Annotated in this window: 14 protein-coding genes; 12 read left to right on the top strand and 2 right to left on the bottom strand. The window is 65.2% G+C overall.

Going from position 1 to position 13812, the window contains the following annotated elements; translation table 11 throughout:
* Window positions 1-14 precede the first annotated feature (14 nt).
* The 8 genes from E3U47_RS14805 to lnt all read left to right on the top strand — a co-directional run bounded on the left by E3U47_RS14805 (window position 15) and on the right by lnt (window position 7570).
* Window positions 15-812, top strand: a complete 798-nt coding sequence (locus E3U47_RS14805; RefSeq protein WP_134692293.1) for a hydroxymethylpyrimidine/phosphomethylpyrimidine kinase — start codon at window positions 15-17, stop codon at window positions 810-812.
* A 14-nt stretch (window positions 813-826) separates the two neighbouring features.
* Window positions 827-1450 carry a thiamine phosphate synthase gene (gene thiE, locus E3U47_RS14800; RefSeq protein WP_134692292.1) on the top strand — a complete coding sequence of 208 codons (624 nt, stop codon included), beginning with the start codon at window positions 827-829 and terminating at the stop codon, window positions 1448-1450.
* Window positions 1451-1467: 17 nt separating this feature from the next.
* Complete coding sequence (gene hemL, locus E3U47_RS14795) at window positions 1468-2751, top strand: glutamate-1-semialdehyde 2,1-aminomutase (RefSeq protein ID WP_134692290.1); 1284 nt, start codon at window positions 1468-1470, stop codon at window positions 2749-2751.
* A 256-nt stretch (window positions 2752-3007) separates the two neighbouring features.
* Window positions 3008-3553 (top strand): tetratricopeptide repeat protein, encoded by a 546-nt coding sequence (locus E3U47_RS14790; RefSeq protein ID WP_134692288.1) that lies wholly within the window; start codon window positions 3008-3010, stop codon window positions 3551-3553.
* Between the two features lie 159 nt (window positions 3554-3712).
* Window positions 3713-4711: a PhoH family protein gene (locus tag E3U47_RS14785; RefSeq protein ID WP_050707047.1), complete on the top strand. Its 999-nt coding sequence runs from the start codon at window positions 3713-3715 to the stop codon at window positions 4709-4711.
* Window positions 4704-5177 (top strand): rRNA maturation RNase YbeY, encoded by a 474-nt coding sequence (ybeY, locus tag E3U47_RS14780; protein ID WP_134692286.1) that lies wholly within the window; start codon window positions 4704-4706, stop codon window positions 5175-5177. Before E3U47_RS14785 ends, ybeY begins: the two co-directional genes overlap by 8 nt.
* A gap of 27 nt (window positions 5178-5204) precedes the next feature.
* Window positions 5205-6044: an HlyC/CorC family transporter gene (locus E3U47_RS14775; protein WP_134692284.1), complete on the top strand. Its 840-nt coding sequence runs from the start codon at window positions 5205-5207 to the stop codon at window positions 6042-6044.
* Window positions 6045-6052: 8 nt separating this feature from the next.
* Complete coding sequence (gene lnt / locus E3U47_RS14770; protein ID WP_134692282.1) at window positions 6053-7570, top strand: apolipoprotein N-acyltransferase; 1518 nt, start codon at window positions 6053-6055, stop codon at window positions 7568-7570.
* 65 nt (window positions 7571-7635) lie between these two features.
* Here the strand turns inward: lnt and E3U47_RS14765 are convergent, their stop codons facing one another.
* Window positions 7636-8397 (bottom strand): YdcF family protein, encoded by a 762-nt coding sequence (locus tag E3U47_RS14765; protein WP_134692280.1) that lies wholly within the window; start codon window positions 8395-8397, stop codon window positions 7636-7638.
* Window positions 8398-8512: 115 nt separating this feature from the next.
* Entirely contained in the window at window positions 8513-8827 is a 315-nt protein-coding gene (locus E3U47_RS14760) for a hypothetical protein (RefSeq protein WP_134692278.1), read from the bottom strand.
* A gap of 238 nt (window positions 8828-9065) precedes the next feature.
* Between E3U47_RS14760 and leuS the strand changes: the two genes are divergently transcribed.
* From leuS to arfA, 4 genes are all read left to right on the top strand, one after another.
* Complete coding sequence (gene leuS / locus E3U47_RS14755) at window positions 9066-11672, top strand: leucine--tRNA ligase (RefSeq protein WP_134692277.1); 2607 nt, start codon at window positions 9066-9068, stop codon at window positions 11670-11672.
* A gap of 61 nt (window positions 11673-11733) precedes the next feature.
* Window positions 11734-12339, top strand: coding sequence for an LPS assembly lipoprotein LptE (lptE, locus tag E3U47_RS14750; RefSeq protein ID WP_134692275.1), 606 nt, complete (start codon window positions 11734-11736; stop codon window positions 12337-12339).
* Window positions 12340-12376: 37 nt separating this feature from the next.
* Window positions 12377-13414: a DNA polymerase III subunit delta gene (gene holA, locus E3U47_RS14745; protein ID WP_134692273.1), complete on the top strand. Its 1038-nt coding sequence runs from the start codon at window positions 12377-12379 to the stop codon at window positions 13412-13414.
* Between the two features lie 110 nt (window positions 13415-13524).
* The gene (gene arfA, locus E3U47_RS14740) at window positions 13525-13689 is read left to right on the top strand and encodes an alternative ribosome rescue factor ArfA (protein ID WP_134692271.1); all 165 of its coding nucleotides are present in this window, start codon (window positions 13525-13527) and stop codon (window positions 13687-13689) included.
* Window positions 13690-13812 lie beyond the last annotated feature (123 nt).

The following is a 13812-nucleotide window of genomic DNA, read 5'->3' as shown; positions in this document are numbered from 1 at the left end:
TAAGCTCGCCGACCATGAATACCTACAGCTCCCGCCCCGTTGTCCTCTGTCTCTCCGGCCACGACCCCAGTGGTGGCGCCGGGCTGCAGGCAGATATCGAAGCCCTGATCGCCCAAGGTTGCCACGCCGCTCCCGCCGTGACCGCCCTGACCGTGCAGGATACCGTCAACGTTTCCGACTTCCGCGTGCTCGACCGCGAGTGGGTGCTGGCCCAGGCCAACGCCGTGCTTGCCGACTCCACGGTAGCCGCGGTCAAGCTGGGCATGCTCGGCTCGATCGAGATGGTCGACACCGTCGCCGAACTGCTGACCGCCCACCCGCACCTGCCGTTGGTCTGCGACCCGGTGCTGCGTGCCGGTGGCGGCGGTCGACTGGGCAAGGACGAGGTCGGCTACACCCTGCGCGAACGGCTGCTGCCGCTGGCCACCATTGCCACGCCGAACCTGCCGGAAGCGCGCATCCTCGCCGAGTTGCCCGAAGGCAGCGCGGACGAATGCGCCGAGAAGCTCTTGCCGTTCTGTAGACACCTGCTGATCACTGGCGGTCACGGCGACGAAGTGGAAATCCACAACCGCCTGTACAGCCGTGACGGCCAGCAACACACCTGGACCTGCCAGCGCCTGCCGGGCAGCTACCACGGCTCTGGCTGCACCCTGGCCAGCGCCCTGGCCGGCCGCCTGGCCCTGGGCGAGGCGCTGAGCAGCGCGGTGCGCAGCGCCTTGGACTACACCTGGCGCACCCTGCGTGACGCCGAGCAACTGGGCAAGGGCCAGTACGTGCCGCGCCGCCTGCCCCTGGATTTCTGCTCCTGACTCGAGGCCAACCCATGACGCTCCGCGGTCTGTATGCGATCACCGACAGCCAACTGCTGGCCGGCCGTTTCCTTTCCCATGTCGAAGCGGCGCTCGAGGGCGGCGTATACCTGTTGCAGTATCGCGACAAGAGCGACGACGCGGCCCGCCGCCTGCGTGAGGGCGAAGCGCTGCTCAAGCTCTGCGAGCGCTACGGCACGCAACTACTGATCAACGACGACGCTGAGCTGGCCGCGCGCCTGGGCGTCGGCGTGCACCTGGGCCAGACCGATGGCCCGCTGACCACGGCCCGTGCCCTGCTCGGCCGCCAGGCGATCATCGGCGCCACCTGCCATGCCAGCCTGGAGCTGGCGCAACAAGCAGCCAGCGAAGGTGCCAGCTACGTCGCCTTCGGCCGCTTTTTCAACTCCGTGACCAAACCGGGCGCCCCGGCTGCCGACGTCAACCTGCTGGAGCAGGCCCGCGCCCAGGTCAAGCTGCCGATCGCCGTGATCGGTGGCATCACCCTCGACAACGCCGCCCCGCTGGTCGCCCATGGTGCCGACCTGCTGGCGGTGATCCACGGCTTGTTCGGTGCCGATAGCGCGCAGGAAGTCACCCGCCGCGCCCGCGCCTTCAATGCCCTGTTCGCTTGCTGATTTCGAGAGAAGATCCCATGTCCCGTTCCGAAGCCCTGTTCGCCCAAGCCCAGAAACACATCCCCGGCGGCGTCAACTCACCAGTCCGCGCCTTCAAGAGCGTCGGCGGCACGCCGCTGTTCTTCAAGCACGCCGAAGGCGCCTATGTCATCGATGAAGACGACAAGCGCTATGTCGACTATGTCGGCTCCTGGGGCCCGATGATCCTTGGCCATGCCCATCCCGAGGTCCTGGATTCGGTGCGCAAGCAGCTGGAGCACGGCCTGTCCTACGGCGCGCCGACCGCCATGGAAACCGAGATGGCCGACCTGGTCTGCTCGATCGTGCCGTCGATGGAAATGGTGCGCATGGTCAGCTCCGGCACCGAAGCCACCATGAGCGCCATCCGCCTGGCCCGTGGCTACACCGGCCGTGACGCGATCATCAAGTTCGAAGGCTGCTACCACGGTCACTCCGACAGCCTGCTGGTCAAGGCCGGTTCCGGCCTGCTGACCCAGGGCGTGCCGAGCTCGGCCGGGGTGCCGGCGGACTTCGCCAAGCACACCCTGACGCTGCCGTTCAACGACATCGCCGCGGTCGAGAAGACCCTTGCCGAGGTCGGCCAGACCGTGGCCTGCATCATCGTCGAGCCCGTGGCCGGCAACATGAACTGCGTGCCGCCGGCGCCGGGCTTCCTCGAAGGCCTGCGCAGCCTGTGCGACAAGCATGGCGTAGTGCTGATCTTCGATGAAGTGATGACCGGTTTCCGCGTCTCCCTTGGCGGCGCCCAGGGCCACTACGGCATCACCCCCGACCTGTCGACCTTCGGCAAGATCGTCGGCGGCGGCATGCCGGTCGGCTGCTTCGGTGGCAAGCGCGAGATCATGGGCTGCATCGCCCCGCTCGGCCCGGTCTACCAGGCCGGTACCCTGTCGGGCAACCCACTGGCCATGGCCGCCGGCCTGACCACCCTGAAGCTGATCAGCCGCCCGGGCTTCCATGACGAACTGAGCGCCTTCACCAGCCGCATGCTCGACGGCCTGCAACAGCGTGCCGATGCCGCCGGCATCCCGTTCGTCACCACCCAAGCCGGCGCCATGTTCGGCCTGTACTTCAGCGGTGCGGACGACATCGTCACCTTCGACGACGTGATGGCCAGCGATGCCGAGCGCTTCAAGCGCTTCTTCCACCTGATGCTCGACGGTGGCGTATACCTGGCGCCCAGCGCGTTCGAGGCCGGCTTCACCTCCATCGCCCACGGCGACAAGGAGCTGCAGATCACCCTGGATGCGGCTGAGCGGGCGTTCGCCAAGCTGAAGTAAGCCTTCACACCGCCCAGGTAGGAGCGGCTTTGTGCCGCGAACGGGCCGCAAAGCGGCCCCGGCATTGTTCTCATCAAAACTGAAATCCCAGGGGCTGCTTCGCAGCCCTTTCGCGACACAAGGCCGCTCCTACATAGTCAGCCGATTCGCCAGCAGGACAGAAATCTGAGTAAAACTTTGTAAGGTAGGCGCTGCTTATCCCATAATGTGCCACCAGAGACATTGGCCGCAGCTTTGCAGAGGTAAGTCGATCCCCATGAACCGCACCGGCCGCGCCCTGACCTTGGGCTGCCTGTTGCTTCTTCAGCCCCTGCTGGCCCTGGCGGAGGGCGGTAATTCGCTGCTGATTCCGGCGGCGGGCCGCTGCACCCTCGACGCGGCGCCCGAGGACCGGGAGAGCGCGCTGAAAGCCTGTGAGCAAGCGGCGCAAAGCGGGGATGCCGAAGCCCAGTACGAACTGGGTGAGTTCTACTACAGCGCCACGCCACGCCAACTGGACAACGCCCTCAAGTGGTTCGAGAAAGCCTCGCTGCAAGGCCAGGCCCAGGCCCAGTACCGACTCGGCTCGATGTTCTTCCATGGCGAAGGGGTCAAGGCCAACAACGTGCAGGCCTATATCCTGCTGAAGATCGCCGCGGTCAACGGTGCCGAGGATGCCCTGGACATGGCCGACGAAGTCACCGAGCAGATGCCGCGCGACGAACTCGAGCACGCCACCCAGGTGCTCGGCCAGATCTTCCGCAAGTACCTGCTGGAACTGCAGAACGCCGAAGGGCGCACGCCCTTTTCCCCCCTGCCCTGAGCGGCATCCCGCCGGGCAACGGTCACACTGGCATCATCGATTCGTCAACTGGCCTTGCCACACTGCGCCGACCCTTGATCGTTTCAGTGCTTTCACCACTGCCACGCAAGGGTTATTCTTGAGTTCACATTCATTGCCGTCGAGCGGCTAAAAACGACCTTGAACGCACCCATACAACCTCATCGTTTCATCCTCGAACCCTTCGAGGCCCACCGTTTCGCCAACTTGTGCGGCCAGTTCGACGAGCACCTGCGCCTGATCGAACAACGCCTGGCCATCGAAATCCGCAACCGCGGCAATCAGTTCGAACTGATTGGCGAACCGAAAACCACCTCCGCCGCCGAACAGCTGCTGCGCCGCCTCTATCGCGAGGCCAAGGCCACCGACCTGTCGCCGGAAACCGTGCACCTGTATCTCCAGGAATCGACGGTCGAGACCCTCGAGAACCCTGCCGTCAATGAAGTCAGCGTCTCGCTGCGCACGCGCAAGGGCAACATTCGCCCGCGCGGCGTCAACCAGCAGCGCTACGTCAAGGAGATCCTGGCCAACGACATCAACTTCGGCATCGGCCCGGCCGGTACCGGCAAGACCTACCTGGCCGTGGCCTGCGCCGTCGACGCGCTGGAGCGCGAACAGGTGCGGCGCATCCTGCTGGTGCGCCCGGCGGTCGAGGCCGGCGAGAAACTGGGCTTTTTGCCGGGCGACCTGGCGCAGAAGATCGACCCGTACCTGCGCCCGTTGTACGACGCGCTGTACGAAATGCTCGGCTTCGAACACGTGGCCAAGCTTATCGAGCGCCAGGTGATCGAGATCGCCCCGCTGGCCTACATGCGTGGCCGCACGCTGAACAACAGCTTCATCATCCTCGACGAAAGCCAGAACACCACGCTGGAACAGATGAAGATGTTCCTCACCCGCATCGGCTTCGGCTCGACCGCGGTAATCACCGGCGACATCACCCAGGTCGACCTGCCACGTGGCACCAAATCGGGCCTGGCCCATGTGATCGAGGTGCTCAAGGACGTGCCGGGCATCAGCTTCACCCATTTCCAGCCCAAGGACGTGGTGCGCCACCCGCTGGTGCAGCGCATCGTCGAAGCCTACGACCGCTTCGACGCCCGTCAGGCCAAGCCCGAGGCGCCCGGCAAAGATGCTTGAACTCGACCTGCAACGGGCCACCGACGCCACCGCTCCCGATGACGCCGCCTTCCGCCGCTGGTGCGAACTGGCCCTGCGCCAGCGCAGCGCCGACTCGGAGATGACCATCCGCCTGGTGGATGAAACCGAAGGCCGCGAACTGAACCACACCTACCGGCACAAGGACTACGCCACCAACGTATTGTCCTTCCCAGCCGATGTACCCGACGACCTGCTCGACATTCCGCTGCTGGGCGATCTGGTCATCTGCGTGCCGGTGGTCGAGCGCGAGGCCGCCGAACAGGGCAAAACCCTGGAAGCGCACTGGGCACACCTGGTCATCCATGGCTGCCTGCACCTGCTCGGCTACGACCACATCGAAGATGAGGAGGCCGAGGAGATGGAAGCGCTGGAACGAGAATTGCTGGCCGAACTGGGTCACCCCGACCCATACGCCGACGACGAAACCGACTCAATCACACACTGAACACTGCAAGGATCACGAGTAACCGCCATGAGCGAAGATCGATCGAGCAACGGGCAAAAGTCCTGGCTGGGTAAACTGACCCAGGCTTTTGCCCATGAGCCGAAAAACCGCCAGGAGCTCCTCGAGCTGCTGCGCGAAGCCCATCAGAACAAGCTGCTCGACAGCGAAGCGCTGACCATCGTCGAAGGCGCCATTCAGGTCGCCGACCTGCAGGTGCGCGACATCATGGTGCCGCGCTCGCAGATGATCAGCATCAAGGCCAGCCAATCGCCACGCGAGTTCCTGCCGGCGGTGATCGACGCCGCGCACTCGCGCTACCCGGTGATCGGCGAGAGCCATGACGATGTGCTTGGCATCCTGCTCGCCAAGGACCTGCTGCCGCTGATCCTCAAGGAGAACGGCGACAGCTTCAACATCAAGGACCTGCTGCGCCCGGCCACCTTCGTGCCCGAGTCCAAGCGCCTGAACGTGCTGCTGCGCGAGTTTCGCGCCAACCACAACCACATGGCCGTGGTCATCGACGAATACGGCGGCGTGGCGGGCCTGGTGACCATCGAGGATGTGCTCGAGCAGATCGTCGGCGACATCGAGGACGAGCACGACGTCGAGGAAGACAGCTACATCAAGCCGCTGCCCAGCGGCGACTTCCTGGTCAAGGCACTGACCCCGATCGAGAACTTCAACGAGTTCTTCGACAGCGAGTTCTCCGACGACGAGTTCGACACCGTCGGCGGCCTGGTGATGAGCGCCTTCGGCCACCTGCCCAAGCGCAACGAGACCACCGAGATCGGCGGCTACCGCTTCCGTATTCTCAACGCTGACAGCCGGCGGATACACTTGCTGCGTCTGACCCCGATCAACCGTTAAGGAACACCATGCGCTGGATCACCCGCCCCGGCTGGCCCGGTAACCTGCTGGCCATGGCGGCCGGCGCCTCCACCCTCCTGGCCCTGGCACCGTTCGACATCTGGCCGCTGGCGCTGCTGTCCATCGCCCTGTTCTACGCCGGCCTGCGCACCCTCACCCCGCGCCAGGCCCTGGGCCGTGGCTGGTGCTTCGGCTTTGGCCTGTACGGCGCCGGCACCTGGTGGATCTACGTCAGCATGAACACCTACGGCGGCGCCTCGCCGCTGTTGGCGATCCTGCTGTTGCTGGCGTTCTTCGCCTGCCTGGCATTGTTCTTCGCCCTGCCCGCCTGGCTCTGGGCGCGCTGGCTGCGCCGCGACGAAGCACCGCTGGCCGACGCCCTGGGCTTCGCCGCCCTGTGGCTGCTGCAAGAAGCGTTTCGCGGCTGGTTCCTCACCGGCTTCCCCTGGCTCTATGCCGGCTACAGCCAGCTCGATGGCCCGCTTGCCGGGCTCGCCCCACTGGGTGGCGTGTGGCTGGTGTCGTTCGTCCTGGCCCTGAGCGCCGCCTTGCTGTGCAACCTGTATCGTCTGCGCGAGCGCCGGGCGTTCCTGGCCGTAGGCGTGCTGTTGCTGCTGGCGCCCTGGGGCATCGGCCTGGCCTTGAAAGACCACGCCTGGACCACCCCCGCTGGAGACCCACTCAAGGTCGCCGCCCTGCAAGGCAACGTCGAGCAGGACCTGAAATGGGACCCGGCGCACGTCAACGCGCAACTGGCGTTGTACCGCGACATGAGTTTCAGCTCCAAGCCCGTCGACCTGCTGGTATGGCCGGAAACCGCCGTGCCCGTGCTCAAGGACCAGGCCCAGGGCTACATCGACATGATGGGCGCCTTTGCCGCCGAGCGGCATTCGGCGCTGATCACCGGGGTGCCGGTACGCCAGGTGGTGCACCAGCAGCGTCGCTACTACAACGGCGTCACCGCCACGGGTGAAGGCGACGGCACCTACCTCAAGCAGAAGCTGGTGCCGTTCGGCGAATATGTACCGCTGCAGGACATGCTGCGTGGCCTGATCGAGTTCTTCAACCTGCCGATGTCGGACTTCGCCCGTGGCCCCGAGGACCAGCCGCTGTTGCAGGCCAAGGGTTACCAGGTCGCCCCGTACATCTGCTACGAAGTGGTCTACCCGGAGTTCGCCGCCGGCCTTGCCGCACGCAGCGACCTGCTGCTGACCATCAGCAACGACACCTGGTTCGGCACCTCGATCGGCCCGCTGCAACACCTGCAGATGGCCCAGATGCGTGCCCTGGAAGCTGGGCGCTGGATGATCCGCGCCACCAACAACGGCGTGACCGCGCTGATCGACCCGTTCGGCAGGATCACCACCCAGGTCCCGCAGTTCCAGCGCGCGGTGCTGTACGGCGAAGTGGTACCGATGCAGCAACTGACGCCCTACCTGCAATGGCGCTCGTGGCCGCTGGCGATCGTCTGTGCCTTGCTGCTGGGCTGGGCGCTGCTGGCCGGGCGAATTGCCAAGACCGTCTGATCCACGACGCCCTCCTGTAGGAGCGGCCTCGTGCCGCTCCTACAGGGGGCCGTGTACGCAGGACATCAGTAGAACAACCGATACCCCAGCAACCCCACCGCCTCGTTCAGCAACTGCCCGCTCTGCCACATCGCCCGGCTTTCCGGCAGCAACCCGGCGAACGGTCGCGCATGATCGCGCCCGAGAAAACCCACCGGCGCCGGCACCACCTCGAACCCAGCCCGCTCAAAACTCCAGCGCGCACGTTGCATGTGCCAGGCCTGGGTCACCACCACCACGCGGCGGATGCCCAACGGCTGCACCAGCTTGGCGCTGAATAGCGCATTTTCCCAAGTGGTCCGGCTAGCCTGCTCCTTCCAGCTGACCTGCACGCCAAAGTCGGCCTGCAGGCGCTCGGCCATCATCTGCGCTTCGCTAGGCGGCGTGCCATAGTGCAAACCGCCGCTGGTCAGCACCGGCAACCCTGAGGCCTTGGCCAATTGGGCGGCATAGCGCATGCGCTCCAGCGCCATGTAGCTCGGCTGATCGGCATCGGCCCAGGCCGAGTCACCCCGGTCACGCCCGGCCCCGAGCACCACTATGGCATCGCCCCTGGACGCCAGGCTGGCCCAGTCATCGACACGCAACGCCGGCTCGGTTTCGAGCGCCCGGGCAGCATGCTCCACCACCCACGGCAAGCTCATCAGCCACAAGCCGCCCAGGCCCAGGGCGAAGCAGGCCGCCGCCAGCCGTGGCCGACGCCGGCGCCACCACCAGGCAGCCAGCAGCAACAGCAACAGCACGCCGGGCGGCATCAGCCATTGTTTGAGGAAAAAGCGAAACGGCATCACACACCTCCATGGAAGGCGTGCAGCCTAAGAGGATCGGCACCGGGCCTCAAGGGCAACCGGCGCCGATCGATAGCGACACCTGTGAAGTACCAGCGACTACAACCCTGATCGACTATCGGGACGGCAGTGTCCGCGCGCTTGCTGGGGCGGCGGAACGCTTGCGATCCTTGAGCCAGACGATTCTGGCCGAGGACGGTTGCGGCTGCGGATAAGCACCGGCGCTGGCAAAACGGCCCTCCGGGAGGGATTCCAGGTAGGCCTTGATCACTTCGAACTCGGCATGGCTCAGGCCACGCAACTCCAGTTCGGCGGGCATCTCGTCGCGCAATCTGACCGAGGTCCTGGCCACTTCCAGCGCCAGGCCCAGGCGGTCGATCAGGCGTTCGTAAAGCTCCGGTTTGCTCGTGGTTAGCTGCGACTCTCCCATCCGTTCACCTCATTGAAGGTAAGAATTTCTCCCCCCACACCTGAGCTTAGCGTCACTCGCAAAAGCGACCGGGCGCCGCGACCAACGGCCCGCGCGAGCGCCAATGCAAACTGGGTTTCCCACGACGCGCAGCGCTCATGTATGCTACGGCGTTCACTCTTACACGACACCGGAGTGCCGGACGCAGCGAGGTTGCGCTGCCTGGAACATGTCTCTTATCCCTAAATGCAAAGTAGCCATGCACGAACAATACACACCCCGTGATATCGAAGCCGCCGCCCAGACCTACTGGGACGAGCAACAATCGTTCGCTGTTACCGAACAGCCAGGCAAGGACACCTACTACTGCCTGTCGATGTTCCCGTACCCGAGCGGCAAGCTACACATGGGGCACGTGCGCAACTACACCATCGGTGACGTGATCGCCCGTTACCAGCGCATGCTGGGCAAGAACGTGCTGCAGCCGATGGGCTGGGATGCCTTCGGCATGCCGGCGGAAAACGCCGCGATGAAGAACAACGTCGCACCGGCCAAGTGGACGTACGAAAACATCGACTACATGAAGACCCAGCTCAAGAGCCTGGGCCTGGCCATCGACTGGGCGCGTGAAGTCACCACCTGCAAGCCGGACTACTACCGCTGGGAGCAGTGGCTGTTCACCCGTCTGTTCGAAAAAGGCGTGATCTACCGCAAGAACGGTACCGTCAACTGGGACCCGGCCGACCAGACGGTGCTGGCCAACGAGCAGGTCATCGACGGCCGTGGCTGGCGTTCGGGCGCGCTGATCGAGAAGCGCGAAATCCCGATGTACTACTTCCGCATCACCGACTACGCCGACGAGCTGCTGGAAAGCCTCGACGAGCTGCCGGGCTGGCCTGAACAGGTCAAGACCATGCAGCGCAACTGGATCGGCAAGTCGCGCGGCATGGAAGTGCAATTCCCGTTCGACCAGGCCAGCATCGGCCATGAAGGCACCCTCAAGGTCTTCACCACCCGTCCCGACACGCTGATGGGCGCCACCTACGTCGCGGTTGCCGCCGAACACCCGCTGGCCACCCAGGCGGCCCAGGGCAACCCGGCGCTGCAGGTGTTCATCGAAGAATGCAAAGGCGGCAGCGTTGCCGAGGCCGACATGGCCACCCAGGAGAAGAAGGGCATGCCCACTTCCCTGTGCGTCGAGCACCCACTGACTGGCGAGAAGCTGCCGGTGTGGGTCGCCAACTACGTGCTGATGCACTACGGCGATGGCGCCGTGATGGCCGTGCCGGCCCACGACGAGCGCGACTTCGAGTTCGCCCACAAGTACAACCTGCCGGTCAAGGCCGTGGTGCGCACCAGCGCCGGCGACCAGGTCGGCAGCGAATGGCAGGCCGCCTATGGCGAGCACGGCCAGTTGATCAACTCCGGCGAGTTCGACGGCCTGGACTTCCAGGGCGCCTTCGATGCCATCGAGGCCGCGCTGATCCGCAAGGACCTGGGCAAGTCGCGCACCCAGTTCCGCCTGCGCGACTGGGGCATCAGCCGCCAGCGCTACTGGGGCTGCCCGATCCCGATCATCCACTGCCCGTCCTGCGGCGACGTACCGGTGCCGGAAGACCAGCTGCCGGTCACCCTGCCTGAAAACGTGGTGCCGGACGGCGCCGGTTCGCCCCTGGCGCGCATGCCTGAGTTCTACGAGTGCAGCTGCCCGAAATGCGGCACCGCGGCCAAGCGCGAAACCGACACCATGGACACCTTCGTCGAGTCGTCCTGGTACTTCGCTCGCTACGCCTCGCCCAACTACGAGGGCGGCATGGTCGACCCGAAAGCGGCCAACCACTGGCTGCCGGTGGACCAGTACATCGGTGGTATCGAACATGCGATCCTGCACCTGCTGTACGCGCGCTTCTTCCACAAGCTGATGCGTGACGAAGGCCTGGTGACCTCCAACGAGCCGTTCAAGAACCTGCTGACCCAGGGCATGGTCGTCGCCGAAACCTACTACCGCGTCGCCAGCAACGGCGGCAAGGACTGGTTCAACCCGGCCGACGTCGAAGTCGAGCGTGACACCAAGGCCAAGATCATCGGCGCGCGCCTGAAGACCGACGGCCTGCCGGTGGAAATCGGCGGCACCGAGAAGATGTCGAAGTCGAAGAACAACGGCGTCGACCCGCAATCGATGATCGACCAGTACGGCGCCGACACTTGCCGTCTGTTCATGATGTTCGCCTCGCCGCCCGACATGAGCCTGGAATGGTCCGACTCCGGCGTCGAGGGTGCCAGCCGCTTCCTGCGCCGCGTCTGGCGCCTGGCCCAGGCCCACGTGGCCCAGGGCCTGCCGGGCACCCTGGACATCGCCGCCTTGAGCGACGAACAGAAGGTCATCCGCCGTGCCATCCATGCCGCGATCAAGCAGGCCAGCACCGACGTGGGCCAGTTCCATAAGTTCAACACCGCCATTGCCCAGGTGATGACCGTGATGAACGTCCTGGAAAAGGCCCCGCAAGCTACCGCCCAGGACCGCGCCCTGCTGCAGGAAGGCCTCGAGGCCGTGACCCTGCTGCTGGCGCCGATCACCCCGCACATCTCCCACGAGCTGTGGCAGCAGCTGGGTCACGACCAGGCCGTCATCGACGCCGGCTGGCCGGCAGTGGATGAAGGTGCGCTGGTACAGGACACCGTCACCCTGGTGGTCCAGGTCAACGGCAAGCTGCGCGGCCAGGTGGAAATGCCCGCCGCCGCCAGCCGCGAGGAAGTCGAGGCCGCTGCCCGCAACAACGAGAACGTCCTGCGCTTCACCGATGGCCTGACCATCCGCAAGGTCATCGTCGTACCGGGCAAACTGGTCAATATCGTCGCCAACTGATGGCAACGCCCGCCGGCGCAGGGCGCAGGCGGGCGTAATCGGTCCACGAGGGAGCAACAACATGATCAAACGCAATCTGCTGGTAATGGGCCTGGCCGTCATGCTCAGCGCCTGCGGTTTCCAGCTGCGCGGCACCGGCACCAACGAACTGAGCATCAAGGAGCTGGACCTCAGCGCCCGTAACCAGTACGGCGCCACCGTGATGCAACTGCGTCGCGCCCTGGAAAGCAGCGGCGTCAAGGTGTACGCCTCGGCCCCCTACAAGCTGGTGCTGACCAACGAGCAGGAAACCCAGCGCGCCGCCACCTATACCGGAGGTAGCCGTTCGGCGGAGTACGAGCTGACCACCGTGCTGAATTATGCACTGCAAGGCCAGAACGACACCCTGCTGCTCGAAGACAAGCTGCAAGTGCAGAAGTACTACGTCTACGACGGCAACAACATCAATGGCTCCGGCCAAGAAGCCAACCAGGTTCGCGAAGAGATCCGCCACGACCTGGTGCAAAGCATGATGGCCCGCCTGCAACAACTGACCCCGCAGCACCTCGAGCACTTGCAACGCAAGGCCAACGAGCGTGCCGAAGCCGAAGCCCGCGCCCTGCGCGAAGCCCAGCGCATCCAGGACGAGACGCCGCAGCAATCGCCCCTGGAAATCCCGGCTCCCTGAGCCCGAACGGGGCACCTGAGGTGCCCCGCCCTTCGCCATGAAGCTCGCCCCCGCCCAACTCAACAAGCACCTGCAAGGCACGCTTGCGCCTGTCTATATCGTCAGTGGCGACGACCCGCTGCTGTGCCAGGAAGCCGCCGACGCCATTCGCGCCGCGGCGCGCCAGCAAGGCTACGACGAACGCCAGGTGTTCAGTGCCGACGCCAACTTCGACTGGGGCAACCTGCTGCTGGCCGGTGCCAGCCTGTCGCTGTTCGCCCAGCGCCGCCTGCTGGAACTGCGCCTGCCCTCCGGCAAGCCCGGCGACAAAGGCGCAGCTGCGCTGATCGAGTACTGCGCCAAACCCGCCGAAGACACCTTGCTGCTGATCAGCCTGCCCAAGCTCGACGGCAGCGCGCAGAAGACCAAGTGGGGCAAGGCGTTGATCGAGGGCGGCCAGTGCCAGTTCATCCAGATCTGGCCGGTGGACGCCCAGCAGTTGCCCCAGTGGATCAACCAGCGCCTGTCCCAGGCTGGCCTGTCGGCTCAGCGTGACGCCGTGGACCTGATCGCTGCGCGGGTCGAGGGCAACCTGCTGGCGGCGGCCCAGGAGATCGAGAAGCTCAAGTTGCTCGCCGAAGGCAACCAGATCACCGTCGAGACGGTGCAGGCGGCGGTGGCCGACAGCGCCCGCTTCGATGTCTTCGGCCTGGTCGATGCCATCCTCAACGGCGAAGCGGCGCACGCCTTGCGCATGCTCGAGGGATTGCGTGGCGAAGGCGTCGAGCCACCGGTGATCCTCTGGGCGCTGGCCCGCGAATTGCGCCTGCTGGCGGGGCTGGCGCAACAGTTCAGCCAGGGCGTGCCGCTGGACAAGGCATTCAGCCAGGCCCGGCCACCGGTGTGGGACAAACGCCGGCCGCTGGTCAGCAAGGCGCTGCAACGCCTCTCGGCGCAGCGCTGGGCCATGCTGCTGCAGGATGCCCAGCGCATCGACGCGCAGATCAAGGGCCAGGCCGAAGGCTCGCCCTGGACCAGCCTGGCGCGGCTGTCGCTGCTGATGGCCGGACAACGCCTGGCGCTACCCGCCGAATAAAGCGCATCGCGGGTCACGCCCGCGATGAGCGCCATAAACACAATCAATTGGCTCACATAGCGCTACAGGCCTAGAGTGCGCCCGCAATCCACTCAAATCGGGAAGCCACCATGAGCAAGAAGCCCAAAAAACACGGCCCCAACAAGGCCAAGTCGATCATCGCCCAACCCCTGTTCCGCTGCCGCCAGGAACGGGCCGAAAAAGGCAAAGGCAGCTACCGCCGCGAAGCCTTCCAATCGAGAGATTGGGAGGCTTCCTGCTTTATGGCCGCCTGAAAAGGCATGAAATGCGCAGGCATGGTATGGTCGGCACCTGACCTGCAATTCTGGATCTGTGCATGCCCTCTCGTCCCACTCTACGCTGGCAACCTCGCCAGCTGATCGCGGCCACCAGCTTCA

Source organism: Pseudomonas sp. RIT623 (assembly GCF_004519305.1).
Taxonomy (GTDB): Bacteria; Pseudomonadota; Gammaproteobacteria; order Pseudomonadales; family Pseudomonadaceae; genus Aquipseudomonas.
This window is presented reverse-complemented; position numbering and strand designations above follow the sequence as displayed.

Coding starts and splice junctions, on each gene's coding strand:
- E3U47_RS14775 (WP_134692284.1), top strand. CDS start 5,205: ATGAGCGAAGATCGATCGAGCAACGGGCAAAAGTCCTGGCTGGGTAAA.
- arfA (WP_134692271.1), top strand. CDS start 13,525: ATGAGCAAGAAGCCCAAAAAACACGGCCCCAACAAGGCCAAGTCGATC.
- lptE (WP_134692275.1), top strand. CDS start 11,734: ATGATCAAACGCAATCTGCTGGTAATGGGCCTGGCCGTCATGCTCAGC.
- thiE (WP_134692292.1), top strand. CDS start 827: ATGACGCTCCGCGGTCTGTATGCGATCACCGACAGCCAACTGCTGGCC.
- E3U47_RS14805 (WP_134692293.1), top strand. CDS start 15: ATGAATACCTACAGCTCCCGCCCCGTTGTCCTCTGTCTCTCCGGCCAC.
- holA (WP_134692273.1), top strand. CDS start 12,377: ATGAAGCTCGCCCCCGCCCAACTCAACAAGCACCTGCAAGGCACGCTT.
- E3U47_RS14765 (WP_134692280.1), bottom strand. CDS start 8,397: ATGCCGTTTCGCTTTTTCCTCAAACAATGGCTGATGCCGCCCGGCGTG.
- lnt (WP_134692282.1), top strand. CDS start 6,053: ATGCGCTGGATCACCCGCCCCGGCTGGCCCGGTAACCTGCTGGCCATG.
- E3U47_RS14760 (WP_134692278.1), bottom strand. CDS start 8,827: ATGGGAGAGTCGCAGCTAACCACGAGCAAACCGGAGCTTTACGAACGC.
- hemL (WP_134692290.1), top strand. CDS start 1,468: ATGTCCCGTTCCGAAGCCCTGTTCGCCCAAGCCCAGAAACACATCCCC.
- ybeY (WP_134692286.1), top strand. CDS start 4,704: ATGCTTGAACTCGACCTGCAACGGGCCACCGACGCCACCGCTCCCGAT.
- leuS (WP_134692277.1), top strand. CDS start 9,066: ATGCACGAACAATACACACCCCGTGATATCGAAGCCGCCGCCCAGACC.
- E3U47_RS14790 (WP_134692288.1), top strand. CDS start 3,008: ATGAACCGCACCGGCCGCGCCCTGACCTTGGGCTGCCTGTTGCTTCTT.